The organism is Sphaerospermopsis sp. LEGE 08334 (assembly GCF_015207205.1).
Lineage (GTDB): Bacteria > Cyanobacteriota > Cyanobacteriia > Cyanobacteriales > Nostocaceae > Sphaerospermopsis.
Map to the genome: position 1 here is coordinate 103,751 of NZ_JADEXH010000004.1, position 25,864 is coordinate 129,614.

At 38.5% G+C, this 25,864-nt stretch carries 21 protein-coding genes and 1 pseudogene; 7 read left to right on the top strand and 15 right to left on the bottom strand.

Translation table 11 applies throughout. The features are described from left to right. Positions 1-56 precede the first annotated feature (56 nt). From IQ237_RS03635 to IQ237_RS03645, 3 genes and pseudogenes are all read right to left on the bottom strand, one after another. Positions 57-440, bottom strand: coding sequence for a DUF4346 domain-containing protein (locus tag IQ237_RS03635; RefSeq protein WP_194052421.1), 384 nt, complete (start codon positions 438-440; stop codon positions 57-59). Between the two features lie 77 nt (positions 441-517). Then, positions 518-1,699 (bottom strand): GNAT family N-acetyltransferase, encoded by a 1,182-nt coding sequence (locus IQ237_RS03640; protein WP_194052423.1) that lies wholly within the window; start codon positions 1,697-1,699, stop codon positions 518-520. 213 nt (positions 1,700-1,912) lie between these two features. Further along, positions 1,913-2,231: pseudogene (locus tag IQ237_RS03645) on the bottom strand (RibD family protein); the annotation flags it as partial. Between the two features lie 383 nt (positions 2,232-2,614). Between IQ237_RS03645 and IQ237_RS03650 the strand changes: the two are divergent. Next, entirely contained in the window at positions 2,615-4,546 is a 1,932-nt protein-coding gene (locus IQ237_RS03650) for a sensor histidine kinase (protein WP_194052425.1), read from the top strand. A gap of 600 nt (positions 4,547-5,146) precedes the next feature. Next, positions 5,147-8,194 carry a substrate-binding domain-containing protein gene (locus tag IQ237_RS03655; protein ID WP_194052427.1) on the top strand — a complete coding sequence of 1,016 codons (3,048 nt, stop codon included), beginning with the start codon at positions 5,147-5,149 and terminating at the stop codon, positions 8,192-8,194. A gap of 73 nt (positions 8,195-8,267) precedes the next feature. On the opposite strand, the gene IQ237_RS03660 is transcribed toward IQ237_RS03655, so the two are convergent. Together IQ237_RS03660 and IQ237_RS03665 are read right to left on the bottom strand one after the other, a co-directional pair. Next, positions 8,268-8,882, bottom strand: a complete 615-nt coding sequence (locus IQ237_RS03660) for an NTP transferase domain-containing protein (protein WP_194052429.1) — start codon at positions 8,880-8,882, stop codon at positions 8,268-8,270. 35 nt (positions 8,883-8,917) lie between these two features. Then, positions 8,918-10,069, bottom strand: a complete 1,152-nt coding sequence (locus tag IQ237_RS03665) for an XdhC family protein (RefSeq protein WP_194052431.1) — start codon at positions 10,067-10,069, stop codon at positions 8,918-8,920. A 103-nt stretch (positions 10,070-10,172) separates the two neighbouring features. On the opposite strand from IQ237_RS03665, the gene IQ237_RS03670 reads away from it, so the two are divergent. After that, positions 10,173-11,624 (top strand): NAD(P)/FAD-dependent oxidoreductase, encoded by a 1,452-nt coding sequence (locus tag IQ237_RS03670; RefSeq protein WP_194052433.1) that lies wholly within the window; start codon positions 10,173-10,175, stop codon positions 11,622-11,624. Here the strand turns inward: IQ237_RS03670 and IQ237_RS03675 are convergent, their stop codons facing one another. The 6 genes from IQ237_RS03675 to IQ237_RS03700 form a co-directional block, all read right to left on the bottom strand. Continuing rightward, positions 11,625-12,107 carry a DUF29 domain-containing protein gene (locus IQ237_RS03675; RefSeq protein WP_194052435.1) on the bottom strand — a complete coding sequence of 161 codons (483 nt, stop codon included), beginning with the start codon at positions 12,105-12,107 and terminating at the stop codon, positions 11,625-11,627. A 372-nt stretch (positions 12,108-12,479) separates the two neighbouring features. Then, on the bottom strand, positions 12,480-14,609 hold the full coding sequence (locus tag IQ237_RS03680) for a xanthine dehydrogenase family protein molybdopterin-binding subunit (protein WP_194052437.1): 2,130 nt from the start codon (positions 14,607-14,609) through the stop codon (positions 12,480-12,482). A gap of 2 nt (positions 14,610-14,611) precedes the next feature. Continuing rightward, positions 14,612-15,604 carry a xanthine dehydrogenase family protein subunit M gene (locus tag IQ237_RS03685; protein WP_194052440.1) on the bottom strand — a complete coding sequence of 331 codons (993 nt, stop codon included), beginning with the start codon at positions 15,602-15,604 and terminating at the stop codon, positions 14,612-14,614. Next, positions 15,601-16,320 (bottom strand): 2Fe-2S iron-sulfur cluster-binding protein, encoded by a 720-nt coding sequence (locus IQ237_RS03690; RefSeq protein WP_194052442.1) that lies wholly within the window; start codon positions 16,318-16,320, stop codon positions 15,601-15,603. The genes IQ237_RS03685 and IQ237_RS03690 overlap by 4 nt, the downstream gene beginning before the upstream one ends. Positions 16,321-16,549: 229 nt before the next feature. After that, positions 16,550-17,314: a type I methionyl aminopeptidase gene (map, locus tag IQ237_RS03695; protein ID WP_194052444.1), complete on the bottom strand. Its 765-nt coding sequence runs from the start codon at positions 17,312-17,314 to the stop codon at positions 16,550-16,552. 4 nt (positions 17,315-17,318) lie between these two features. Beyond that, a complete protein-coding gene (locus IQ237_RS03700) occupies positions 17,319-18,320 on the bottom strand; it encodes a Gfo/Idh/MocA family protein (protein WP_194052510.1) in 1,002 nt (333 codons plus the stop codon). 367 nt (positions 18,321-18,687) lie between these two features. On the opposite strand from IQ237_RS03700, the gene IQ237_RS03705 reads away from it, so the two are divergent. Next, the gene (locus IQ237_RS03705; RefSeq protein ID WP_194052446.1) at positions 18,688-18,987 is read left to right on the top strand and encodes a ferredoxin; all 300 of its coding nucleotides are present in this window, start codon (positions 18,688-18,690) and stop codon (positions 18,985-18,987) included. A 109-nt stretch (positions 18,988-19,096) separates the two neighbouring features. On the opposite strand, the gene IQ237_RS03710 is transcribed toward IQ237_RS03705, so the two are convergent. After that, entirely contained in the window at positions 19,097-20,719 is a 1,623-nt protein-coding gene (locus tag IQ237_RS03710) for a SpoIID/LytB domain-containing protein (RefSeq protein ID WP_194052448.1), read from the bottom strand. Between the two features lie 183 nt (positions 20,720-20,902). On the opposite strand from IQ237_RS03710, the gene IQ237_RS03715 reads away from it, so the two are divergent. Together IQ237_RS03715 and IQ237_RS03720 are read left to right on the top strand one after the other, a co-directional pair. Beyond that, on the top strand, positions 20,903-21,166 hold the full coding sequence (locus tag IQ237_RS03715; protein ID WP_194052450.1) for a ParB N-terminal domain-containing protein: 264 nt from the start codon (positions 20,903-20,905) through the stop codon (positions 21,164-21,166). 82 nt (positions 21,167-21,248) lie between these two features. Then, positions 21,249-21,740 carry a Dps family protein gene (locus tag IQ237_RS03720; protein WP_187041034.1) on the top strand — a complete coding sequence of 164 codons (492 nt, stop codon included), beginning with the start codon at positions 21,249-21,251 and terminating at the stop codon, positions 21,738-21,740. An 88-nt stretch (positions 21,741-21,828) separates the two neighbouring features. Here IQ237_RS03720 and IQ237_RS03725 read toward each other — a convergent pair whose 3' ends face one another. From IQ237_RS03725 to IQ237_RS03735, 3 genes are all read right to left on the bottom strand, one after another. Then, positions 21,829-23,022, bottom strand: coding sequence for a HetZ-related protein 2 (locus tag IQ237_RS03725; RefSeq protein ID WP_194052512.1), 1,194 nt, complete (start codon positions 23,020-23,022; stop codon positions 21,829-21,831). A 1,099-nt stretch (positions 23,023-24,121) separates the two neighbouring features. Beyond that, the gene (locus tag IQ237_RS03730; RefSeq protein ID WP_096569894.1) at positions 24,122-24,472 is read right to left on the bottom strand and encodes a carbon dioxide-concentrating mechanism protein CcmK; all 351 of its coding nucleotides are present in this window, start codon (positions 24,470-24,472) and stop codon (positions 24,122-24,124) included. A gap of 59 nt (positions 24,473-24,531) precedes the next feature. Further along, positions 24,532-24,843, bottom strand: coding sequence for a carbon dioxide-concentrating mechanism protein CcmK (locus tag IQ237_RS03735; protein ID WP_194052452.1), 312 nt, complete (start codon positions 24,841-24,843; stop codon positions 24,532-24,534). Between the two features lie 127 nt (positions 24,844-24,970). Here IQ237_RS03735 and IQ237_RS03740 point away from each other — a divergent pair, with 127 nt between their 5' ends. Then, a complete protein-coding gene (locus IQ237_RS03740) occupies positions 24,971-25,855 on the top strand; it encodes an alpha/beta fold hydrolase (RefSeq protein ID WP_194052454.1) in 885 nt (294 codons plus the stop codon). Positions 25,856-25,864: the final 9 nt, after the last annotated feature.

The window sequence follows — 25,864 nt, forward strand, 5'->3', positions numbered from 1 at the left end:
CTTAATTTTTTGATCAGTGATCAGTTATCCTGATCACTGATAACTAATAACTATTCTTAATCTTGCACGTATTCCTGACCTGTCACTAAAGCAATTTCAGCGCGAACAAATTCCCTTCCTAAATAAGCAGCATGGTCTAAAAAAGTCACAGGAGAGGGTTGAGTTTCTTCAAAAATCTTCACACACAATTCTTTAGCAGTGCGGCCGCTAAATACCGTTGTGTGAGTTCTTTCCACCTTACCCCGTGCCGGAATCACCTTACCAGTTTCTGGATCTACAGCCAAACCACGTTCATCAATTATATTTGTAAAATGTTTGGCATAAATTAACCGTTCATTGCGGTCAATGTAAATAATGAAATAGCCATTGGGATCAAGATCAATATGACGTTGGGAAAGTTTATCATCAATTGCCGTTAAATCATCAAGTATTAAATCCATAGTCATGCTAAAAAAAAGAAATTATTGCCAGAGTTTTTTTACATTACATTTCCAGTGTAATTCTTTAACCTGATTTTTTAACGATTATTTTGACTAAAAGGTAACTCTGCATTAATCGCCTTCATTTCCTCCTCTTCCATTTGATTCACTTCTAGAATGTAAGGACGCAGGATTTGTCCTAAACGATTATTGTAAAATCGGTGTAGACTGTGATTAGGTTTAGCTGGAAAACCGCGCCGTTTCTTATGTCTTCCCCCCGCACCGGGATCAAAAGTTTGGATACCGTGAGCGATCGCCCACTCAATCGGTGCATAATAACAAGCATCAAAATGTAAGCAATCTATTTCTTGAAAACTTCCCCAATAGCGTCCATATAGTTTATCATCCTTAAATAGACAAAAAGACATCCCCACCGGTTGACGCTGGTCTTCATCATTATAAGCAGCAAAAAATACCACCCGATGACGATAATTATGATATAAACTTTCAAAAAATCGCTTGGTCAAATACTTACTACCCCACCAACCAAACTTATCACAGGTATCTGCATAAAATTCATACATTAACGGAAACAGCGACTTAGGAATTTCTTCACCAGTGACAGCTTGCAGTCGTAAACCAGCCTTTTCTACTGCCTTACGTTCTCTTTTAATATTCCGCCTTTGATTAGCATTGAATACTTTTAAATAATCATCAAAACCGTGAAAATCAGCATTTTCCCAAATATAGCTATGGTGTAACCAAGCCGTGAAACCTTGTTTTTCCAACACAGGCCGCCATTGGGGATCAACATACAGAAAATGACAGCCAGAAATATTATTTTGGATGCAAAAAGCATCAATTTCATGTACCATCATTGCCGTAATTTCTGCTTCATCTTCACCAGGAGCAATTAAAAAGCGATAGCCTTCAGCCGGGGTAAATGGCGACATTCCCAACATTTTGGGGTAATATTCTACACCAATACGATAAGCTAAATCAGCCCATTGATGATCAAAAACAAATTCCCCCTGACTATGCCCTTTAAGATAAAGTGGAGCAGCAGCAATTAATGTTCTATCTCGCCATAAAGTCAGGTGATTTGGCAACCAACCAGCGTTAGCTGTAGCACTATGGGAGGTTTCCATATTATTCAACCAATCCCATTCTAAAAACGGAGTTTTTAGTGGCATAGCCAAAGCATCCCAGGCTGTTTGAGGAACTTCGGCAATTTTATGAGTCCAAACTACAGAATAGTTAGATTTGAGTGGTTTTACCATCGTGTGGTTGTGAATATCTATTTTGATTACAGCAGAAGGCAGGAGAATTTTAGATTTTAGATTTTAGATTTTAGATTGGATTCATGAAATACAATCCAAAATCCAAAATCCAAAATCCAAAATTGTATCACCAGTCCCCAGTCACCAGTTCCCTCTCCTAACTATAAAATTTATTTTGTATAACTTACTTAATCATCCTTATGATCCTTGCTAAAAATTCGCCCCTGCTGTAGTTGTCAGTAACCAGGGTTGAACTGGTTGTGGAAAGAATTTAATATCCGGATTCAGGTTTCCAGAACTTGAAAGCACTATATGAATCAGCTGGAGAGATTTATTTTCTGTTTTTCTCTGTTGCAGCAGTGTTGGATGCGAGACAGTAAGTGTTGTACCGTAGGCACAAAGAGTACCCGCACCAAATAAAACGGCATCAGAGATGGCAATTTGTTTTTCCAGGTGTGCCTGATCAACCCTTGAGCTAAACCGAGCAGACGAGCGCACAAACTCAGCTATCTTGCTTGCCATCTGCACTCATGGACAAAACTACTGAGGAGGATGTTGCACCATGTTTGATCAATTTTACCTTGATAACAATATGCCACACCCATCTTTACTACATATACCATTTCCAAAATTTGGTATATCTAGTTTGTTTTTCCAAAATTACAATTTGATATTTTTAACAAGTTATAATCAGATTTTTATCACATTATTGAAACAATTGGGTTTAACCCCTCGCCTTTTCATGCGAAAAGTTATTGCAGCGGGGTATAAATTCCCATGACAAAAATAGCCTTCTGTCTTCTGCCTTCTGCCTTCTGTTCCATGCCTCCTATATTCGTTCAAAAATGTCTCATTTATCCCATCTAATGACATATTTTTATTCTTGTGGTTTGCAGATACGGAGTGAGACAAGCGATGGCTAAGTACCGTCAATCTTCCTTTAGACGAATTTTAGTAACCAGGATATTGCTGGTATTTGTCCCAGTTTTATTAATTGGGGAAATGGCAGCACTCAATAAGGCACGTTCCAGCCTTTTGAACACTGCACGGCAAAACTTAACAGACAGTGCTATTAATAAAGGTGAAAAAATAACTGATGCGATCGCCACATTAAAGACAAATTTACTCAGTGCTAGTCAGACAAAAGTAATTCAGTCAGGTTCAGCTACTCAAGCTGAAAAATTCATCACCAAATTAGCCCAGCAATTACCGAATAAGATTGATTGTATTCAACTCAAACATCTGCAAAAAAACACTCGCAAAAATCAGATTATTGCTAGTAGCTGTGGTGATCAGACCATTATTGAACAGCCATTGTCATTTACAAATGATGAAATCCAAATTACATTAATTTCCCCACCGAAACCAGGAACAACTGGCAAACGTGAGCCAGAAAATCAATTACAATTGCTTTTATCAGCCCCAGTTTATAACCAACGAGGAAATTTAGCTTACGCCTTAATTATCAAAACTACATTGCACCGACAAATTGAAAATCAGCAAGGTTCTTTAATCGGTTCTTTGGTAGTTATCACTGAAGATGGGAATATTTTGGCACATCCATCACCGGAAACAATAGGAACTAATATTAAAAAATACTCAGACTCTCAACAACTACAAACTGTAATTAAAAATGCCATTAAGGGAAATAATGATTCCCTAAATTTTAATTTTAGCGACGGTAATGAATCAGTTGCAGGGTATACAGCAATTCCTAATCCTATTACACAACAGCAACAACAAAAATGGATTATTTTAGCTGTCGTTAGTGTTCAAGATGCACTGCTAGGTTTAGATGAAATCAAACTTATTCTTATTGTCTTAACAGTTGGTTTAATAGGTGCGAGTTTGTTAGCATCTTTCTATTTAGCACCCTATTTAGCAGGTCCTGTGGAAGAACTCAGAGATTACGCTTTAAATATTCATAGTCACCATGCCGTACAACCCATACCCCGTAACTTTAAAATCAAGGAATTTAATCAACTTGCTCAAGCATTAGATCAAATGGTAGAACGACTCAAAGCATGGGCTGAAGAATTAGAAATAGCTTGGAAAGAAGCCAAATCAGCTAATGTTGTTAAAAGTCAGTTTTTAGCTACAACTTCCCATGAATTGCGGAATCCATTGAATATTATTATTAACTGTGTGCGTTTAGTGAGAGATGGTTTATGTGATGATCGAGAAGAAGAATTAGAATTTCTCAAGCGAGCCGATGATACAGCTATTCATTTATTAGGTATTATTAATGATTTACTCGATATTTCTAAAATTGAAGCTGGCAAACTATCGGTAGTAATTGCTCCTTTAGAATTGCGTCAATTATTATTAGAAGTTATTAATTTACAATCAGTGAATATCCAACAAAAGGGACTGCAATTAAAATGTGATATAGGTAATGAAATCATTCCTGTTAAGGCAGATGAGGTTAAACTCAAACAAGTGCTAATTAATATTATTGGTAATGCGACAAAATTCACCGATAAAGGTAGCATTATTATCAGTACCAAGATTCAGCAGCAAGGTGGTAAATCTCATGTTATTGTTGCGGTTCAAGATACAGGTATAGGTATTGATCCAGACCAACAACATAAATTATTTCGTCCCTTTGTCATGGTGGATGGAACAACTACACGCAAGTTTGAAGGTACTGGACTAGGATTAGCAATTTCCCGTAACTTAATCGAACTCATGGGGGGAAAAATTACCCTTGAGAGTTTGGGTTTGCACCAAGGTACAACTATAAAAATTATCTTACCTTTGATTGACACCTCTTTATTATCTGCCTCGGAGAAAACAGAGGAGAAAAAAGAAACTGCAAACATGGATAAATTTCTGCAAACAAAATAAATAAACAAAATAAATCTAGAAAAGCATATAGCAGCAAGTTAACGAAGGCAAGAGGCTGGAGTAAAACCCTGCTGCGCTAACACATATATGTCCTAACTCAATACTTTTCGGTTAAGCCCAAAACAACGAAATAACGTAGGTTGGGTTGAGGAACGTTCACGCAGTGTGCCGAAGGCATAACCCAAAATTTACAAGGGTTTGTTGGGTTTCCACACGGTAAACCCAACGTACACAGGACTTACGCAGAACAGAAGGAAAGTAGGGGTAATTCATGAATTACCCCTACGCAAGAATCAGGTTTTGAGTCTTATCTTGCGTAAGTCCTACTACAAACATCCTTAACCGAACAGTATTGTGTCCTAACTAGGACTTGCTGAAAAAGTTATTTGTGAAGTGTGATGGGCAATATTTCCTAAAATCAACAATAATAAAAAATACTGTTACATCAACCCAGTCAGACAGCAGTATAGAATTTTTTAAGTAACTCAAATTACTGGGTATAAAGATAATAAGGATGTATAATTAGCCCGTCTCCTCTACAAAAACCGTATTTTGATAACTGGACTGCTTGATTATTTATTTTACCTTGATAAAGTGTGTATGTGGAAACAAGAGAAAAACGATAGTATCATCCTTCATCTGGCCTTATCACTGGCCTTAGCTACCACCCCACTGGCAGCAAATGTCTTGGGATCATTGCCTGTACTAGCAGAATCAACAACTGATGTTTCTACTTTCCCATTACCGCAAACAGTAGAAAATGGCACTAAAGTGCGGATTGATGGCTCAATGAGTTTGGTAATGATCAACCAAAGCCTGAAAGAAAGCTTTGAGAAACAATTTTCTGGTACAGAGGTAGAAATTAGAGTTAATGGTACTGATGCGGCACTCAAAGCGTTGCTAGATGGTGAAATTGATATAGCAGCGATCGCTCGTGGGCTAACCCCAGAAGAAAAATCCCAAGGTTTAGAACAAATTCGCTTACACAGAGAAAAAATTGCTATTATTGTTGGTGCAAACAATCCTTTCCAGGGTGGTTTGACTATTGAACAATTTGCCAAGATTTTTCGCGGTGAAATTACTGATTGGTCAGAACTAGGAGGCGCACCTGGTAAAATTCGGTTTATTGATCGCCCCCTAAATGGCGATATTCGTAATTCTTTTCGCAATTATCCCGTCTTTAAATCTGCTGAATTTGGGACTGGTGCTAACGCTACACAAATAGCTGAAGATAAAACTGCCCTTATTGTCAAAGAATTAGGCACTGATGGTATTAGTTATGCGAGGGCTAATCAGGTATCAAAATTACCAAATGTGCGAACTCTCAAAATCCAGGGATTTACAGCGGATGAATCTCAATATCCCTTTTCCCAGCCTTTGGTTTATGTTTACAAGCAAAATCCTAGCCCGGCAGTAGCTAGTTTTTTGGGTTTTACCACTGCATCTGTCGGCAAAAAAGCGATCGCAACAGCTAGAGATGCAGAAGCATCTGCGATCGCTGCCAGTGCATTACAAAGTTTTACTTTAGAAACTGCAACCAATTCCACACCAGCGGCTCAATCTGTAGATACTGTAGATACTACTGTATTCTCTGAAGATTCTCCTGTAGCCAATTCTTTCCAAACAGAATCTTTACCTACTACAAATAATTCCGATAATCAGCAGTTTATCAATCCTTTGGCAAATAGAAATGCAGGATTTTTGATGGTTTTTTCTTTATTACCAATTGCTGGTTTAGGAAGCTTTGTTGCCTGGTGGTTAAAGAGAAAACAACAATCAGCAAAGAAACAAATATCTTCATTAGAAACATCAAATGGTGGTGCATCAATTACTGAAACCATACTCACAATACCTGACGAATACAGCACTACTACCCCGGTTAATCACACCACACTCACTAACGGTACATCACAATCTCATCAAAACACAAACTCAATCATCTCCCAGGCAGAAAACAATTCCACTGTCACTGAATCAGAAACCTTAACTGGTAGTTTAAACATAGTAACGGCAAAATCCACAAACACAACAACAAAGGTAACAAAACCTGTTACAGATAAAAAATTTGCTTTAGATTGTGGCGAAGTGGTATGGGATACAGAAGCACCAGTAGCTGTTGTGAATACTCCCTATCCCGCAGTTACAAATCTTCCAGAAACGGCATTTAATAATTTACAATTACCAACAGATGAGTTAACTAGTTCTCTATTAGAATTACTAGACGAGCCAGCAGAATCATCTGTTCAAGAATCCAATATTTCCCTGACAGAAGCACTCGGTATTACCGCAAATTCATCTGTGGAAAATTCCACCATTTCCCTATCAGAATTATTAGATGATATCACAGAATCATCTGCAAAAGAAGCCAGCATTTCTCTGTCAGAAGCACTTGGTATTAGCGCAAATTCACCTGTGGAAAATTCCACCATTTCCCTATCAGAATTATTAGATGATATCACAGAATCATCTGCAAAAGAAGCCAGCATTTCTCTGTCAGAAGCACTTGGTATTACCGCAAATGCACCTGTGGAAAATTCCACCATTTCCCTATCAGAATTATTAGATGATATCACAGAATCATCTGCAAAAGAAGCCAGCATTTCTCTGTCAGAAGCACTTGGTATTACCGCAAATTCAGAGGATGCTAATTCTAACTCTTCCCTAGCGGAATTACTCGGTGTTACCGCAAATTCAGAGGATGCTGATTCTAACTTTTCCCTAGTAGAATCACCGCCTGTTTCGACAACAAATTCTGATCCAAAATCTATAACTTCTCTAACTTCTCTATCAGAATTATTAGGCTTGAAACCAGAAGCAGAAGGATTAGATTTAGGTCCGATTGCAGAGGAAATAAAAAAATCACTATCTGATTTATCAAATGAGTTAGGAGAAGTATTTAATACCTTGGAAAATCAAGCTGAAATCAAGGCTGATTTGGCAGAAGAAACAATAAATGATCCAGCATTGGAGATAGATGCAGATACAGCAAACATAGCCAGTGGTGAGAATATTGTAGAAGATTCCTCATCAGATTCAAAAGCGCAAACTTACACCACAGAAATTGTTAGTTTGTCAGATATAAGTGGAGAAAGTAGCATTGTCTTCACACCTCGCACTCCCCAGTGGGCTTATGTTTCTTGGTATGTTTCGGAAACTCAAAAAGAAGCAGCACGAAAAATAGGCGGTACTATTTTGGCAGTGCGACTTTATGATGCGACGGATATTGATCTCAGTTATCAATTTCCTCAACTGGTCCAGCAGTATGAATGTGAGGAAGTAATTTGTGATTGTTATGTAGCCATTCCCACAAGCAATCGTGACTATATGACTGAAATTGGTTATGTTACCAATAATAATGATTGGTTGTGCCTAGCTCGTTCTAGTAAAATTCGTATTTTCAGTCGTCCTGGTACAGACTTTTGGTTTGTAGCAGATACGGAATTAGTTATTCATGGTTCAACAGAACCAGGTGCAACTGTGACTATTGATGGTCATAAAATTCAACTCCACTCTGATGGTACTTTCCATTTGCGTGTTCCATTTTCAGATAGATTATTTAATTATCTGATGACAGCTACTACTGATGATGGAGAACACAGTATTACTATCCTCAAGAAATTTTTCCAAGAAAGTTCAGAGTCATCCTAAACGCAGGATAGCGGAGTGGAGTGAAGCATTTCAGTATGTCTTGCTGACTGCTGAATGCTGACAATTTTCCAATTCAATTTTCCAGAAGTTTTTGATAATTTTGTGGTGTATCAATATCAATTGCACCTAAAGGAAAGCGAATACTAAAAACATCATTTTTATAGATTTTAATTAGTTTTCTTGCGCCCATATCCTGAGTTAAATTGGTTAATTCTGAAAAGTATTTTCTACTAAATAAAACAGGTACTCCTAAAGTATCTGCATATTCACAAGCAATAATTTGTTTATTTGTAGAATGATATGATTCCACTAAATTATTAATGATTTCCGCATTTAAAAAAGGTTGATCACAAACAGTAATTACTACCGCTTCTATTGTAGGATAATTATCTAGAAGTGCAGTCATTCCCCAACAAATAGAAGAACTCATTCCTAACTGCCAATCTGGATTTTCAACTATTATAAGATTAGGTTGTTGAATTTGATCAAGTTGAGAAAGTATACTTGGTGAATTTGCTCCCAATACTAATATTACAGGATGACAAACTGAGGCGATCGCCTGTTTTATAGTTTTGTTAACTAAACTTTCTCCTTGATAGGATAACAATTGTTTTGGTGAACCCATACGAGTTGATGCACCAGCAGCTAAAATAATAATACCAACGTTTGGTAATTGGTAATTGCTCATATTTATCCTCACACCTGTCCTAATCGTGAATATTACTAATTTTGAATTGCTATTTCCTGGATTTTATTTCTTTTATTTATGGGTTTTGTACGATATTTCAAAAAACCACCAGTGCGATTTTTAAGTATAGTTTGAATTTCCGCAATAATAGATAAAGCTATAGTTTCTGGTGTATCTGCACCAATATCTAAACCTACAGGAGCATAAAATTTAGCTAATTTTTCAGGGTTAAATTCTACCATCGCTTCCTGTACATCTGTCAGTAATTTAGCAATTCTCTGTTTTGAACCCAAACAACCTAAATATTTAATATCAGATGGTATTAAAACGTTGAGAATTTCCAAATCATCAAAATAATTATGAGTCATTACCACAGCTATTGTATATTCATTAATAGATATTTGTTGATGCAGAATTTCCCGACGAGTGAGAATAATTTCATCAGCCATGCTAAAACGTTCTTTAGTTATTTCTAAAGCACGACAATCAAAAATTGTCACTTTCCAACCTAAAGATTTAGCAAACTCCGCTAATGGAATTGCATCACGGCCAGCACCAAAAATAATTAAATTTGGTGGTGGTTGAATCAACTCAATAAAAACACTCACTTCACCTGAAGAAAGTTGATATTTGTGAAAACTAGAACATTGATTTTTTAATACTAATTCTGCATCTTTGATTAAAGCATTATTGATTACAGATTCAGCAATATTACTATTTACTAAACCATCAGAATTAATTGTGAAATGCGCTCCCAAAGAAACATTAATATTACCAGAAACACTAAAAACAGTAGCAATAATTCCTGGTTTTTGATTCAATAAACATTGATGAATAAAACCCAAAGGATTCAAAGGATCATCGTGATCAATACGCTCAATTAAAATATCTACCACACCATTACAACCTAAACCAAAACCCCAAATAATATCTTCTTCAGCACTGGTATCATAAGTAATGATCTTTGCTTTTTCATCTGTCATTAAGCGAGTATGTTCAATGACATCATTTTCTAAACAACCACCGCTAATAGTTCCCACTATTTTACCTGATGTTGTCATCAACATTCGCGCACCTGGTTGACGATAGGTAGAACCTTGAACATTGACAACAGTTGCGAGAAATAATTCTTCGTTATTATGTTTATTTTCTACAAATGATGTAATAATAGAATTTATCTCTTTCATATTTCCTGTTTGAGAATCCTTTGATTAACAAAATATCATGAATAGAATGAATAGTTAACATTTAGTATAACAGTTTAGTGCCAATTACTGAAGATGCAATACAATGAATAATCATCACAAACAAAACGTTATTATTATCGGTGGTGGTCCTGGAGGATTAGGTGCAGCTTTAATGTTAGCTAAACGTGGCTGGAAAAATATTACAGTCATTGAAAAACGACCATCAGCAGATTATTATGAACCTGATAAATCATTTAATTATCAAATTGATGGGAGAGGACAAAAATTAACAGATTTTTTAGGAATAACTCATAAACTTGCGGATTTAAGTGTTCCTAACACTGAATTTTACTTAACTGTCATTCAAAACGACGGTACAAGCAAAACCACAAAACTACCTATTGCTGATTCTAAACGTAAAACAGCTTATTGGCTACCGAGAGCAGCTTTTGTAGACTTACTTTACCAAGAAATTCAGCACAATTGGCAAGATTCAATTCAAGTTTTATTTAATACTGAATGTGTGGAAATTAAACCCCATTATCAAAACTCAGAACAGTTAGAAATTATTACCCAATCTCAAAATCAAGAATCATTAACTTTTACACCTAATTTAATCTTAGGTTGTGATGGTTTAAATTCTATTGTGAGAAAAACATTGTCTGAAATATCAGGAGAATCAAATTTATTTGAGATGCAAAAATTTCCTTCTCCTAGTGCAGGGTTAAAATACAAAGTTTTGACTTTACCTCCTCAATTTCCCTTATCAGAAAAAGAAGGAGATTTATCACAATCTACAATGGCTTATGCAATTCGGTCAAGTTTTAAAGAACCTAACAAAGCAATTTCTTTAGGTTTATTACCTTTCAAAAATCCCCAAAAACCCAGAACAGCGAATATAATTACCTACCCAGATCATGAAATCTGGAAATTATCAACACCAGCAGAAGTTGAGGAATTTTTTAAACAAGCATTTCCCCAACTTCCTGTAGAAAAAATAATCTCTTCAGAAGAAATTGTCAGATTTACAGCAAGTGAAGGTGGTAAATTTCCTATTCCTCAATATTGTTCAGGACTATATCAAATTTTTGGTAAACCTGAAGATAACCAAGGAACAGCAGTAGTTTTATTAGGGGATGCGGTGCATTGTTTTCCCCCTGATATTGGACAAGGTGTTAATTCTGCGTTGGAAGATATTTATATTTTCCAGGAAATTTTACAGGAAACTCAAGATAATCTGACTTCTGCACTTCTAAGTTATCAAAACCTACGTGAACCGGATATTAAAGCTTTAATTCGTTTGGTGCAAATAGGTTATCCTTGGCAGTATAATCAGGATCAATTACAAAAAAAATTATGGAGTATTAATTTCTTTGTGCGGTTAATTTTAAATCGGTTATTTCCATTTTTATTCTCTTCCCATTCCTTCATTTTGATTCAAAATCATGAGTTATCGTATTCAGAAATATTGAATAAAAGTAATCGAACTACTCAGAATTTATCAATTTTAGGAGTATTGATAATATTGGGTATTTTGATGATTAACAAATTATAATTAATTCTTGCTTTTGTCTGAATCAGGAAAATAATCACTATTTAAAATTTGTTCAGGAGTAAAAGGACATTGTTCAGGAAAAGTTGCACTCGGTAAACCTGTTTTATTAATTGCTTGTTTTCTGGCTTTGAGATAAACCGAGTCTAAACAACCCAAAAAATAATTATACAGTGTTTTAGAACGACAAGAAAATTCTAATTCATCTCGAAAATTAGCAATTTCATTTTTCCAACCGCGCTGACAAAATTCTCGTTCACTTTCCCAATAACAATACAGCAGAAGATGAATTAATAACTGCTTCAGGTAACTTTCTACTTTTCGTCTTTGTTCAATTCCCAATGCTTCAATCTCTTCTGCTAAATGTTGCCAATCTAAATTTTCAATATCTTGATTTTGTATTTGTTTGAGTGTGGTTTCTATCCACAAATAATAATCTTCTTCATACAGGTTAGGTTCAATAGTTAATAATGTCTTGTTTGTCATACCTAAACCTTAAATACAATATACATTGAATTTTAACATTTTTTGTCAGAATCAAGATATCCAGGATTTAAGGATGTGCAGGATGTATAGGATGCGATCGCCAAATTTCAATACTCACAGAAAAAATCTCTCAAACTCTCTTACCTTCGTGTCCTTTGCGTCCTTCGTGGTTCATTCCCTGAAAAAATTAAACTTGAGTTTTTCAAAACCCGTTATATATGGGCGCACTCTTTCCCACCCATAACATAAGCATACAACATCAATAAAATCTTGTCAAGTCTTAACAACATTTTTCTAAAAAACTCCGTTCCTCTTCCTCTGCGCCTCTGCGTCTCTGCGTGAGAAAAAAGAAAATTTCCCACACAGACACAACTAAACCAACTTATCCGGTGTAATAGGTAACTCCCGCAACCGCTTACCCGTAGCATGAAAAACAGCATTACAAATAGCCGCAGAAACACCAGTAATACCAATTTCACCCACACCACGCACCCCAGCCCGGTTAAAATTCAAATCAGGATCACCCACAAAAGTTACATCAATTCTGGGAATATCTGCATGGGTAGGATAATGATAAGTAGCCAGATCATAAACCACCGGATAACCGATCTGAGGATCAAACAGACACTCCTCCATCAAAGCATGACCAATACCCATAATCACACCACCACGGATCTGAGAAGCGGCGGTTTTAGCATTCATAACTTTGCCAATATTCATCACCGACACCCAGCGCGTCACCTGTAAACGCCCAATTTCCTCATCCACGCTCACCTCACAGAAATGAGCGCCCCAAGACTGAAAAGCCCATTTCCTAGCCGCTTGACTACCAGCAGAAGTACCCGTAGCTTCAAAAGCAACCCGTTGAGACTGACGCAGAGTTGCAAACGCTTCCTGAGCATTTTTCGCCTGAGCAGTTTTCAGCACTTCCTCACAAGCAGTCATCACCGCAGGTATCAAATTTGCTGTCATCTGTGAACCACCAGCAATACCACCATTAGGAAACAACGAGTCACCTAATTCTACCTTCACTTTTTCCACCGGTAGCCCCAAAAACTCCGCCGCCGTAGCAGCCACAATAGTATATGCACCAGTACCCATATCATTACCACTGGTGAGAACATGGGCAGTACCATCAGCTAAAAGCCTGACTTTTACCGTTGCTGTACTTTGTAAACCGGGAAAAGTTGATGCAGCCATACCCCAGCCTATCAGTTTACCATCACGGTTGAGCGATCGCACCTTTTTCGGTCTATTTTGCCAACCAAACTTCTCTGCACCCACCCGCAGACATTGGGCAAAATGTTTAGCAGAGAAAGGTAAACCCCGACTTTGATGTTCCTTAGTTTCATTCCTTAACCGTAATTCTACCGGATCTATCTCCAACTCCCAAGCTAACTCATCCATAGCCGACTCTAAAGCATACATACCGGGGGTTTCTCCAGGCGCACGCATAAAAGTCGGTGTACCCACATTCAACACTCCCAATAATTGCTGAGTTCGCAAATTTGGAGTAGCATACATCACTGGCGTAATATTTGTACAAGGTTCAGCAAAAACATCAACCTCAGATGTAAAAGATTTTGCTGTATGTTCAATTCCCTGTAAACTCCCATCCGCATTAGCAGCTAAACTCACTGTTTGCTCAGTTTGCGAACGGTGTCCAGAATTTGCCGTCATTTGTCTTCGACTAAGAACTACTTTTAGCGGACGTTGTAATTTACGTGCTGCTGCTGCACAAAGAATACCATGAGGCCAAGGAAATGCTTTAGAACCAAAACCACCACCCAAAAAAGGCGTAATAATTCTTACCTGTTCCGCTGCTAGTCCGAAAAGTTCTGAATAGGTGCGTTGACTACCCCCTACCCACTGACTAGGTTCATAAATAGTCAGCGAGTTGGAATTTTGCCACTGGGCGATAATGGCATGAGGTTCCATTGGGGCGTGTAGTTCCGTGGAAGTTTTATAATTCGCTGTAACTTTCGCTGCTGCACCTGTCATCGCATCTGTAGAATTACCAGTAGCAAAGCTCCCTTTTTCAAATTTCAAGTCTTCCCCAAACATGGAAGGAGCATTTTTCAAAGAGACTTTTTCCGGGTCTAAATTCGGTGTATCTTTGATATATTCAACCTTGACTAAATGGGCTGCGTCTCTAGCTCGTTCAAAGGTATCCGCTACTACCAGACCTATTATTTGCCCTGCGTAATGAATTTGCTCATCTGCTAAAGGTAGACGAGCTTCGTAAATTTTGGAATTGATAAAATTGTTACTAGGTTTAGAAATTTGCGGGGCGTTTTTATGGGTGAAAACTGCTATCACACCTTTTGCTTTTGCTGCTGCTTGGGTATCAATATTTTTGATCCGTCCTTTGGCAATACTAGCAGTGACTAAATAACCGTGTACTAAATTAGGTATTTGGTGTTCTGCCGCGTAGGTTGCTGCACCTGTTACTTTTGCTAGTCCATCTTTGCGGTTAATGCCAGTTCCTATAACCTTATTCATAACTATACTATACCTCCACCTTGAGCAGAAACCATGAGGGCGCGACGAATTGCCCGTTTTGTCATTTCTATTTTGTAACCGTTGTGAGCTAAAGGTTTCGCTCCTTGTAAGGCGATATTTGCAGCTTGGGTAAATGTGTTAATATCCGCAGGTTTACCAATTAAAAACTTTTCTGCTTCGTTAGCACGCCAAGGTTTATGTGCTACTCCACCCATTGCCAAGCGTACATCTTTTATTTTGTCACCCGCAACTTCTAAAGCTGCTGCCACAGATATTAAAGCAAAAGAGTAGGAAGTGCGATCGCGCAGTTTTAAATAAACTCCTGATTTTGCCCAGGATAAAGGCGGTAAAATGATGGCAGTGATTAATTCCCCCGCTTCTAAATTACTATCTTTTTGGGGTGTGTTTTCTGGTAAACGGTGAAAATTAACAAAAGGTATTTGTCGTTTTCCTTTTGGTCCTTCAACTTCTACCACCGCATCTAAAGCAGACAAAGCTACACACATATCTGAAGGATGTACAGCTACACATTGTTCACTTGCACCGAGAATAGCGTGCATCCGATTTATCCCCGTTGCTGCTGGACAACCGCTTCTCGGTTCACGTTTATTACAAGCAAAAGCAGTATCGTAATAATAAGGGCAGCGAGTTCTTTGTAAGAGATTACCACCCACAGTAGCCACGTTGCGAATTTGTTGCGATGCACCAGAAAGAATTGCTCTGGATAAAAAAGGATAATTGCGGCGAATTTCCGGATGATCAGCCAATGCTGTATTTGTTACCAAAGCTCCCACCCGCCAACCATTAGCTATCTTTTCTATACTTTGCATCTGCAAGCGAGAAATATCTATCAGTTGGGATGGTTCATCTAGAAAGGCTTTGAGTCGATCAACCACATTTGTTCCCCCACCAATAAACAGGGAATTTTTATCACTCGTTGCTTGTTGAACGGCATCTTTTACAGAGGTAGCGCGAGTATAGGTAAAGTTATTCATGATGCTTGCACCTCCTGATATTCACTGGCCATAATATGGGCGTTGGGAGAAGGGGGTTTTTGTCCTGTTACCTGTTGGACAGCGGCGACAATGCCATTATAAGCACTACATCGGCAAAGATTACCACTTAATCTTTCTCTTATTTCTGTTTCTGAAAGTTCTGCTAATTGTGGTGGTTTGTTTAAATCAGCCGTAACATAACTAACACAACCCTTTTTAACTTCTTCTAATAAAGCCACAGAGGCGCAAATTTGACCAGGGGTACAGTAACCACACTGAAAACCGTCATTTTCAATAAAAGCGGTTTGCATGGGATGGAGAGTATCACCCTTTGCTAGTCCTTCTATGGTGACTATTTCCTTTCCTTCCTGCATCACTGCCAAAGACAGACAAGAATAAACTCGTTGACCATCTATAAGAACTGTACAAGCTCCACATTGTCCATGATCACAGCCTTTTTTACTACCTACTAATCCCATGTTTTCCCGTAGAGCATCCAGGAGGGTGACACGGGGTTCAATGGTTAAAGATTGGGTTTTACCATTGATTTTGAGTGTGATATTCATGTCACCCGTGTTGGAATGGGTAGTATTTTTGGCTACATTAGTTTGAGGTATTAAGGCTGGTGCTGCTATGACTGTACCAGCTGTAGTTAATGCCTTTCCCAAAAAACCACGTCGAGAGGTTTTTCCACGTTCATGCTGAGGTTTTTCCATAGTAATAGCGGTATACAAATTGATATACTAAAACATTTTTAACTCTGTTCCCTGGGGAGCATCCCAAATGTTTAAGTTTATTTTCAACTGGGGAAATAAAATGATCCAAGGGACTGATATGATTGAACCGCAAAGGACGCAAAGGACACAAAGGTAAGAGGTTTTAAGAGATTTTTTAGTGTTGCTGCGGTTATTTTTTCAAAATTGGGCTGTTCCCGTTCCCTATTTCCTATTCCGGTAAAGTCAGTATTTCTACTCCATCTTCTGTTACAGCAATGGTATGCTCAAATTGGGCGGAAAGTTTGCGATCGCGTGTAACCGCAGTCCAACCATCAGCTAACATTTCCATTTCCTGAGTACCTTCATTGATCATCGGTTCAATGGTAAACACCATTCCGGGTCTTAACCGTTTACCTTTACCCCTTGTACCAAAATGGGGAATATCTGGGGCAGTGTGAAAAATATTACTAATTCCATGTCCCACAAACTCCCGCACCACGGAAAAACCCTCAACTTCAGCATACTCTTGAATAGCCGCACCAATATCACCTATTTTCGCCCCTGGTTTTACTTCCGCAATACCCAAATAAAGACATTTTTCGGTTACTTCTACCAATTTCTGCGCTTTCGGTCTAGTATTACCAACAATAAATGTCTTGGATGTATCGCCATGATAACCATCCACGATAGGTGTCACATCAATATTAATAATGTCCCCTTCTTTGAGAATTTGTCTAGCATGGGGAATACCATGACAAATAACTTCATTTACACTGGTACAAATTGACTTAGGAAAACCTTTATAACCTAGAGGTGCGCTTTTAGCCCCCTGTGCTTGTGTCCATCTTTCTGCTTCATCATTGAGTTGCTGGGTACTTACCCCTGGTTTAACCATCGGTTCTAGATGCTGTAACAGTTTTGCTGCTAAACGTCCAGCCCGACGCATTTTTTCTATTTCTCTTTCGGATAAAATAACAATTTGTTCAGTTCTCATCTATCTAGTCTTTTGTTAGAAATATAGTTAAACCTGTTTGGGCAGCTTTACGAGTAGCATCTGCCACTTTTAAAGTATACAAACTTTGTTCCGGGGTGACATACAAAGGCGTACCATAAAAAAGATGGTCTAATGCCATTGTCGTATCTTTAGCAAATAATCCCCGACGAGTACCCATATCTATCAATGTTGTTTTTTCTGGCTGTACGAAAATTCCTGTGTTACCATCGAGGATTAAACCGCCTTTTTCACCGTGAATTTCAAACTTTCGTTCTGACTGCCAGATGGTTTCACCTTTACCATAAATCACTTGTGCTAACAAACCATTACTAAAGCACAACTGCGCTACACAGATACAGCTTTGATAATAGTTTGTTTCTGTTTCCCAATATCGCTGATGACAGTTAACAGATAACACCTCACCAAACAAGTCAGTTAGACGATGTAAGCGAGATAACGCCCCCATTAAAGGAAACCCAAATTGTTCATGGTTGTAAGTCCACTTGCGGGGTGCAGGGTTTTCAGGTTTAACGGTACTTTGACGAACATAAAACAAAGAACCCAGTTGCTCTAAATGTTGTTTTAAAGCTTGATGCCAACCGCCTAAAAGTTCAATGTGTTCAACGTGCAGCAGTTTATTTTTTGCTTTTGCTAAGGCGATCAGTGCTTCTGCTTCCTTGACATCCAGAGACAGAGGATACTCGACAATTACGTGTTTACCTTTTGTCAGGGCAGCTTGAGTTATTTTACCATGATCCTGATTAATCGAGGAGATTACTACTAAATCTAAGTCTTCCCGTTCTATTAACTGTAGCCAAGAATTCATCACTTCTGCTTGATATTCCTGAGCAAAAGCAGTGGTTTTTTCAGGAGTATGACCAGCGATCGCTACTAACTGTGTCCTCGGATCTTGCTGTAATGCCTCAGCCCTCAATTTTGCTGCATACCCAGTCCCAACTAAACCCACCCGCATAATTTGATTTAAAGGTGGCTCGAAATTATACATCATTTTCATAAGTTTAATTGTCAGTTATTAATTAACATTGGTAATTGGTAATTGGGAAAAATAAAATTTATTACCCAGTCAAGGATCCCCAGTCAAGAGTCACCAGTCCAATGCAACCAAAAAAATCATACCCTCAAAGATGCTGTCGCCATCTGTCTCAATGAGGATTTTACATAACTAAAACTTATTGGTAATAAGTAACTAAATTTCATTACTAATCGTGGTCAAATTTCCGTTACAAGGTTGAGATTTTCCCGTAGTATCAGAATTGAAGCAAATAAAAATCAACGGTTCATCCTTTCAGGTCAGCCGCCAATTTTGCTGAAATATAGCTTATACTGCCGTTGTAACAAGAGAGGAATACTAAATGGCTACTTACAAAGTTACTTTAATCAACGAAACTGAAGGCACAACAGAAACCATTGACGTTAAAGACGATGAATATATTCTAGACGCTGCTGAAGAAAAGGGTCTTGACCTGCCTTACTCTTGCCGCGCTGGTGCTTGCTCTACCTGTGCTGGTAAAATCGTTTCTGGTACAATTGACCAATCTGATCAATCATTCTTAGATGATGATCAAATCGAAGCTGGATATGTTTTGACTTGTGTTGCATACCCAACTTCTGACTGTACAATCCAAACTCACAAAGAAGAAGAACTTTACTAAAAGTCGGGCTTTACTTTTTTGACAGCCTCCCACCGCCTTACTGTTACAGCAGTACCGCGGTGGATGTCTTGTATCAATTTCTTCTCTTGTGATTTCTAGCTTAACGCAATTATTTACCTGTTTTGCTATCTGAAGATGTTAAGAAAGGTTGAATTTCGTTACCAAGTATTTTAAGTTCTGTACCCGGATAATAGAACTGAAGAATTCTAGCACTTGGCCAGCCGAGTTTGGCTAAGTTTTGAGCGCCTGTTTGACTTAACCCTACTCCATGTCCTAAACCTCCACCAATAAAAGCGTATCCCCAGATCCCTGGTGTACCTTTGTTGAGAGGTTGTAAATAAAATAGTGTACTGCGGGGAGCCGCAAAGGCGCTGCGAACTTCATCTTTATGTAAGGTGAAAACGCCAATATCTGTTTTTACAGCTAGTTCTAAAATTCTACCGCTGTTGCTACGCTTGGTAACAGCTATAGCTTCAATGGTTTTAAATTTGCTATATGGACTCTTTTTTGCCCGCAAAAATTTTTGTAAGTCTTTGGTAATATCTTCTAAGCTGGTTTGTTTGCTCCAGCGGAATACATCCCATTTACTTTCATTAAATCCTTGTTGTAGGTTAATAAACTGCCGCAAATTATTTTCGTCTGCTAAATTCTTTTTTGACAAGTCCCAAATATTTGTAGCTGCATCCACAACTGGGCGTAAATAAGGACGATCTTCTCCATTCCACACATCGCTAAAGTAAGCTGTAACACCACCTGTAGTTGAAGAATAGAGGGCATCGACTAATTCGTTATTATAGGTTAATACCATGCCCCTGGTGGCAGCGATCGCTTGATCTGTGGTTTTTGCCACGCCATTTAGTCCATCATAAACCTGGCAGTGTGTATCCGCACATAATTGATAGTTATCAACTTCAAATCTGCGTACATTCCGCAGGGCATAGGTGCGGGCAATTATAGCCTGAGCTTCTAGGGACGCTTGGGGCGCTCTTGTGCCAATTTCATAAGGTAAAACTCCCCGTAAATATGTTTCTAAAGGAACTTGATTGACTAAGGAGTAGCTACCATAAGCATTGGGCTGTAATTTCAATCTCCCTGGGAAAAGACGAGCATTTTCTGGCTTTGTGCCTGTATTCAACCGAATTAAATTTTTATCTGTGGTAATTTCTAAATAATTATTGCTGTATCGCTTCCCATTAATTTCCCAACTGACACGCGGTACTTGTTGCAGAATTTGTGTATCTAAATATGGCAGTGTCTGTCCTGATGCTTGTATGTTCTGTAACAACAAACGCCGTAATAAAGGGCTGCTGTAAACTTCTCGTTTTGCCCATACTTGCCAGCGTTCGGGTTGAGCTATTTCCACTTCTACACCTTGAGAACGCCAATTTCTGGCGCTGTCTTCTGCTGTTTCAAAGGTGCGATAGTTGCCTAAAACTACTACCTCCTGCACTTTTGCTTGAGGCAAAGTCTCCATGACTGTTTCCAGTTGGATGGGGTTGGCAGTTACTAAGGTTTGCTGCTGATTACCTTCTTGCCATTTTAGCTTTAGGCGATCGCCTTTGGTCGGTGTCAATTTTAATTTAGCAGTAGGTGTAGATCCAAATCGCTGGACAATACCAATTTTCAGTTCCACATCTGGGTTATTGTTGACAGGAGTTGATGCAGCAGTCAGTCCCAGTAAACAGAATGTGGTGAGTATTTTGTAAGAAGAACGCCAGAAAAAGATTTTCATGAAAACCTGATTTTGCTACCACAGTGAGGCTTGAAGGCAAATTTTAAGGAATTTTGTAGCGATTTTGCTTTGTTGTTGATGCCATTCAATCATATCATTACCTTTTTTTTCTCAAATAGTTGCAAATCGAAGTCATAATGATTATGATTTAGTTAGGATAGAAAACTCATCAGCAGAACTTCTATGGTAAAAATTCAAGAAATTCCTTTAAATCAAATTCAACGCCCATTACCGCGTCAGAACGAGCCAGGGAAAGTTAAGCAACTAATGGAATCAATAGCAGAAATTGGGCAACAAGAACCGATAGACGTTCTAGAGGTGGATGGACGCTATTATGGCTTTTCTGGTTGCCATCGTTATGAAGCTTGTCAGCGTCTAGGCAAAGAAACGATTTTAGCTAGAGTCAGAAAAGCTACTCCGAGTGTGCTGAAGATGCACCTAGCATAAATAGGGGTGTAGGCTTCGAGTAGGATAGCGAAAGAACGAATCACAACCAGCACTTTAATCTAGTTATTGGGAGCAAAAAATTATGTCATCGACAACAAATGTCAAAAATCTAAATATTGGTATTGATGAGGAGAGTAGAGGCAAAATTGCTGAGGGCTTGTCTCGCTTATTAGCTGACACTTACTCACTGTATCTAAAAACTCATAATTTTCATTGGAACGTCACAGGTCCAATGTTCCAAACATTGCATTTGATGTTTGAGACCCAGTATACAGAATTAGCCTTAGCAGTTGATTTAATAGCTGAAAGAATTAGGGCGCTTGGCTATCCCGCACCAGGAACTTATAGCGAATACGCCAAACTCAGTTCCATTCCAGAAACTCCAGGAGTGCCGAAAGCCAAAGAAATGATCCAGTTATTAGTAGAAGGACAAGAAGCTGTGGTCAGAACTGCAAGATCAATCTTTCCTTTGGTAGATGAAGTTAATGACGAACCTAGTGCAGATTTGTTAACTCAAAGAATGCAAGTGCATGAAAAAACAGCTTGGATGTTAAGAAGTTTATTAGATGAATAAAGATTGAGGAAAGGGGGTATAATAAACAACAAAAATCTATACCCCTTACCTTATGCCTGATGAAGATTTCACCCCAAAGTTGCGAAATTTAAAGAGAATCTTTTGTTCTTAAAGTTTGAGCAGCCAGATAGACTTTAGTCCATTCACCCATAACCTGATGGGTTTTGAGTTGTAAATTTTGGGCTATTGCTTCTATAGAGTGACCGGCTCTGCGTAACTGGAGAATCTGTCTGCCCAGATTGGTGACTTTTTCTTCCAACTGCTGCCATTGGTTTGGTGTTAAACCGAAATTGTGTTCTTGTAAGGAAATTGAGAGCCAGCTTTCTACCAGTTCTGATTGACCTTTGATGGCAAAAACGCGGACAGCATGGTAGCTAATTTTTTCACGCAGTCGATATACTTCCTTAATTGGCTTATTGAGTTTTTTGGCAATCTCTTCTTGAGTTTTGCCTTGGAGGTATAATTGCAGCCAATCTACTGCGGTTTGTCCCAGATTTTCCAGTAAGTATTGGGCAAATTCTTGATATACAGCTTGACGTAGTGATTGTTGCTCTTCTAATTTTTGTGCTTCTTGATATTGGGCGATCGCCTGATTATCTACCAAGTTCAGGGGGTTATCTGTATCTTCTGTTAGCACTTCATCAGAAACCAATCGAATCAAGTCGTTAGCTGGAACTTGGGTTAGCCCACCACGCTGAACCCGTCGCAAGTAGTTAACAAAACGATAAGCCAAGAGGGGTTGGTTACGTACTGGACGCAAACAATATTCTTCGATGCTGGCAAATAGTAAGGTATCCTGTAATCTTCTATCTGTGGTGACATCGGCAATGGCAGACATTTGTTGCTGCATATATGAATCACTTTGCAGCAGTTCTTGGAGAACTTCTTGTAGTACATCAACTACACTGCGCTGGCGATCGCGACTTAAAGACACCCAAGTTTGAATTTTATTTCTCAGTGTCATCACGCTTCCCAAGCGATTAATCAGGTTACGATAAGCACGTTCTCGCCCCATTCCTAAGTATCGCTGCTGTAAAATCCGACAGCGATATTCCATTGCTTGTTTAGCTATTTCCAGTTCTTTTGGGGTGAGTAAATCAAATCTTTTGACATCTGATCCCAAAAGCCAAAGCAAAATACTATGTCTAGCGCCCTCACTTTGTTCTGGACATTCAGCAGCGAGTCGCTTTTGCCAATATTGCGCTAAGTGTGCCGTATCCGTTTCCATAGTGAGATTGCGCTCCTCGAAACTCGGCTTTAAAGTTTGCATTACAACCCCTATACCCACTTAAATTACTAACCAATAGCTGCCCTTGTTCTCAAAATACGCAAACTACTTCTCAAAAAATCTTGCTGATTGATTTTTGATCAGAAAGCTGAATCTTTAGTTTAGGTATTTCACTTTGTTAGTCCAAAGGTAAGTATTCAGCTATCAGTAATCAGTAATCAGCTTTCAGATGTAAATAGACTGGTTGTTAATAAAATCATAATTTTACTAGATTACCAGGCTTTGAGCAGAGAAATTCACAGGCTGATATTTGTGTTCTTTGTTACTTTTGCTGACTGCTGACAGCTAACGGCTGAATGCTTACTTCCAAAGGTAAAAAAGATTAATTATGAGTCTCTGACGAAAATTAACCTGTCTAAGTTTCAGCTTTCTCTCGTTATTTTTGCGTTCACTTCTTTACCAGTCTTGATATTTATTAGACAATAAGAAAAGTCAAGTCAGAAAAGTCAAGTAGTTTTGCAGTTTACACATCTTTCATAAAAACAAAGATTATTTGGATATGCTCACAATTACAATTATTTCTCCCCAGGGAAACTATTGAGTAAAATTAATCAAAGCTTTAGATTTTTGTATCCAAATATCATTTCTTTACAAAAGTCAGGAGCTATTTTGGTAAAAGGGCAGAACAGGGCAGAACTGCTACTCAATTCAGTATTCAGAATATTACTATAAATAGCTTATAGGTTTACTGTTACTGAGATCACTGAGTTTAAGTAGGGTTTGCTGAAAAAGTTATCTGTGAGGGGCTAGGAGTATGGCTACGCTACGCTTCGCTATCAAGGAGTTTTTTTTGATTTGGAAATTGTGCAAACACCAACAAAGTGCAAGCTTTCTTAGGCTCACAGTACCTAAAACCTTGCACAATTTTAATTTTAATCATTCTCAATCCCTTGATTTATCTGGGTTTTACATTTATTCAGCATCCCCTAAGTAATTATTTCTGGATATGGCAGTAAGAGAACTAAAAATTTATTGCTTTTGAATACATATCTATTAGTCCGTAGTCAATTATCGGGTGTGGGGTGTAGGGTGTAGGATTGGGGGAGAATCTTTTTCTTCCTGTCACCTGTCACCTGTCACCTTTTCCCTGTATTTATCTACCGCTGGATGATCTGACGATGGGATTTTCTACAGAGTCTCGATATTGCTGAACTTGGTCTGTATAAGCAATGGGTAAAACAGCTTCTACGTTTTCATGGGGACGGGGGATGATCACCCAAGATTCTAAAGTACCACCATAGACGTTTTCTGCTGCTTCCACACCAGCGGCCATAGCGGTTTTAACTTCAGAAACATCACCACGAATATTCACTGTAAACCGGGCGCTACCTACTCGGATATAACCAACTAAGGTAACTCGTCCAGCTTTTACCATCGCGTCTGCTGCTGCTAGGACTGCGGGAAAACCCTTTGTTTCTAAAGATCCAACGGCCTGTAGTGACATTATTAATCTCCTTTATGAATAAAATTATCTGCTACAAGTTAATTTGATAGCAAATTTGCTTAAAAAATCCGAAAAGGTTCAGATTTGGAAGTGAAGTGGATGGGTAGAATCGTTTCCACATTTTCCGGGGGGTTGGGAACTATGTAATGAGTGATCACTTGTCCACCAAAAACTTCTTCTCCAGAAGCTATTCCCGCTGCAACTGCTGTTTTAACTTCCGCCACCTGTCCCCTGACGGCGACTAACAAGCGTCCGCTTTCTGCGATGCCATAATATACGATTGTGACAGCGGCAGATTTAACCATCGCGTCTGCTGCTGCGAGTACACAGGGAAAACCTAAAGTTTCGATTACGCCAACTGCCATTGGCATGGCTTGACTCTCCAGAAATCCAGAATAAGTGATTTTTATTGTACGAGGCTTTGGTCCCCATTTTTTCATTTGGGGAAATTTTATTTTTGTCAGTAGTAGGTAGTGAAGATGATGTAAACTGATGTTTATGTTTCCAAGTTTTTTACCCGCTGCTGTTGACAAGCTGACAGAACCAGCTTCTATTGCCTTGGCTCAAAGTATCCAAAGTCAAGACATTGCTACTCCTTTAAGTCCTGAACTTATTACCACTACTTACGTACATCAAGGTAGTAGCGGTACTCCGATTTTATTAGTTCATGGTTTTGATAGTTCGATTTTAGAGTATCGCCGACTTTTACCCCTGCTGGCTGAAAAAAATGAAACTTGGGCAGTAGATTTACTGGGTTTTGGTTTTACAGACAGACAACCGGATATTGCTTATAGTCCCTTAGCTATTAAAACTCATCTCTATTATTTCTGGAAAACCCTGATTAACCAACCTGTGATTTTGGTTGGTGCTTCTATGGGTGGTGCTGCGGCGATAGATTTTACCCTCACTTACCCGGAAGTGGTGCAAAAATTGATATTAATTGATAGTGCTGGGTTGAAAGGTGGTTCAGCATTAAGTAAATTAATGATTCCCCAGTTATATAATTTAGCAGCGGAGTTTTTACGTAATCCCAAAGTGCGCGATCGCATTTGTCGCAGTGCTTATAAAAACCCAGATTTAATCAATGCGGATGCTTTATGTTGTGGGGATTTACACTTAAAAATGCCTAATTGGAGTCAAGCTTTAATTGCTTTTACTAAAAGCGGTGGTTACAGTGCTTTTACATTTCCGCAATTGGCAAAAATTCAACAGGCAACCCTAATTTTATGGGGTGATAGTGATAAAATTTTAGGAACTAAGGATGCTCCCAAATTTAAAAAAGCTATTCCCCAAAGTCAGCTAATCTGGATTAAAGATTGTGGTCATATTCCCCACTTGGAAAAAGCAGAAATTACAGCAGAACATATTTTAGAATTTAGGTAAGGAGTCAGG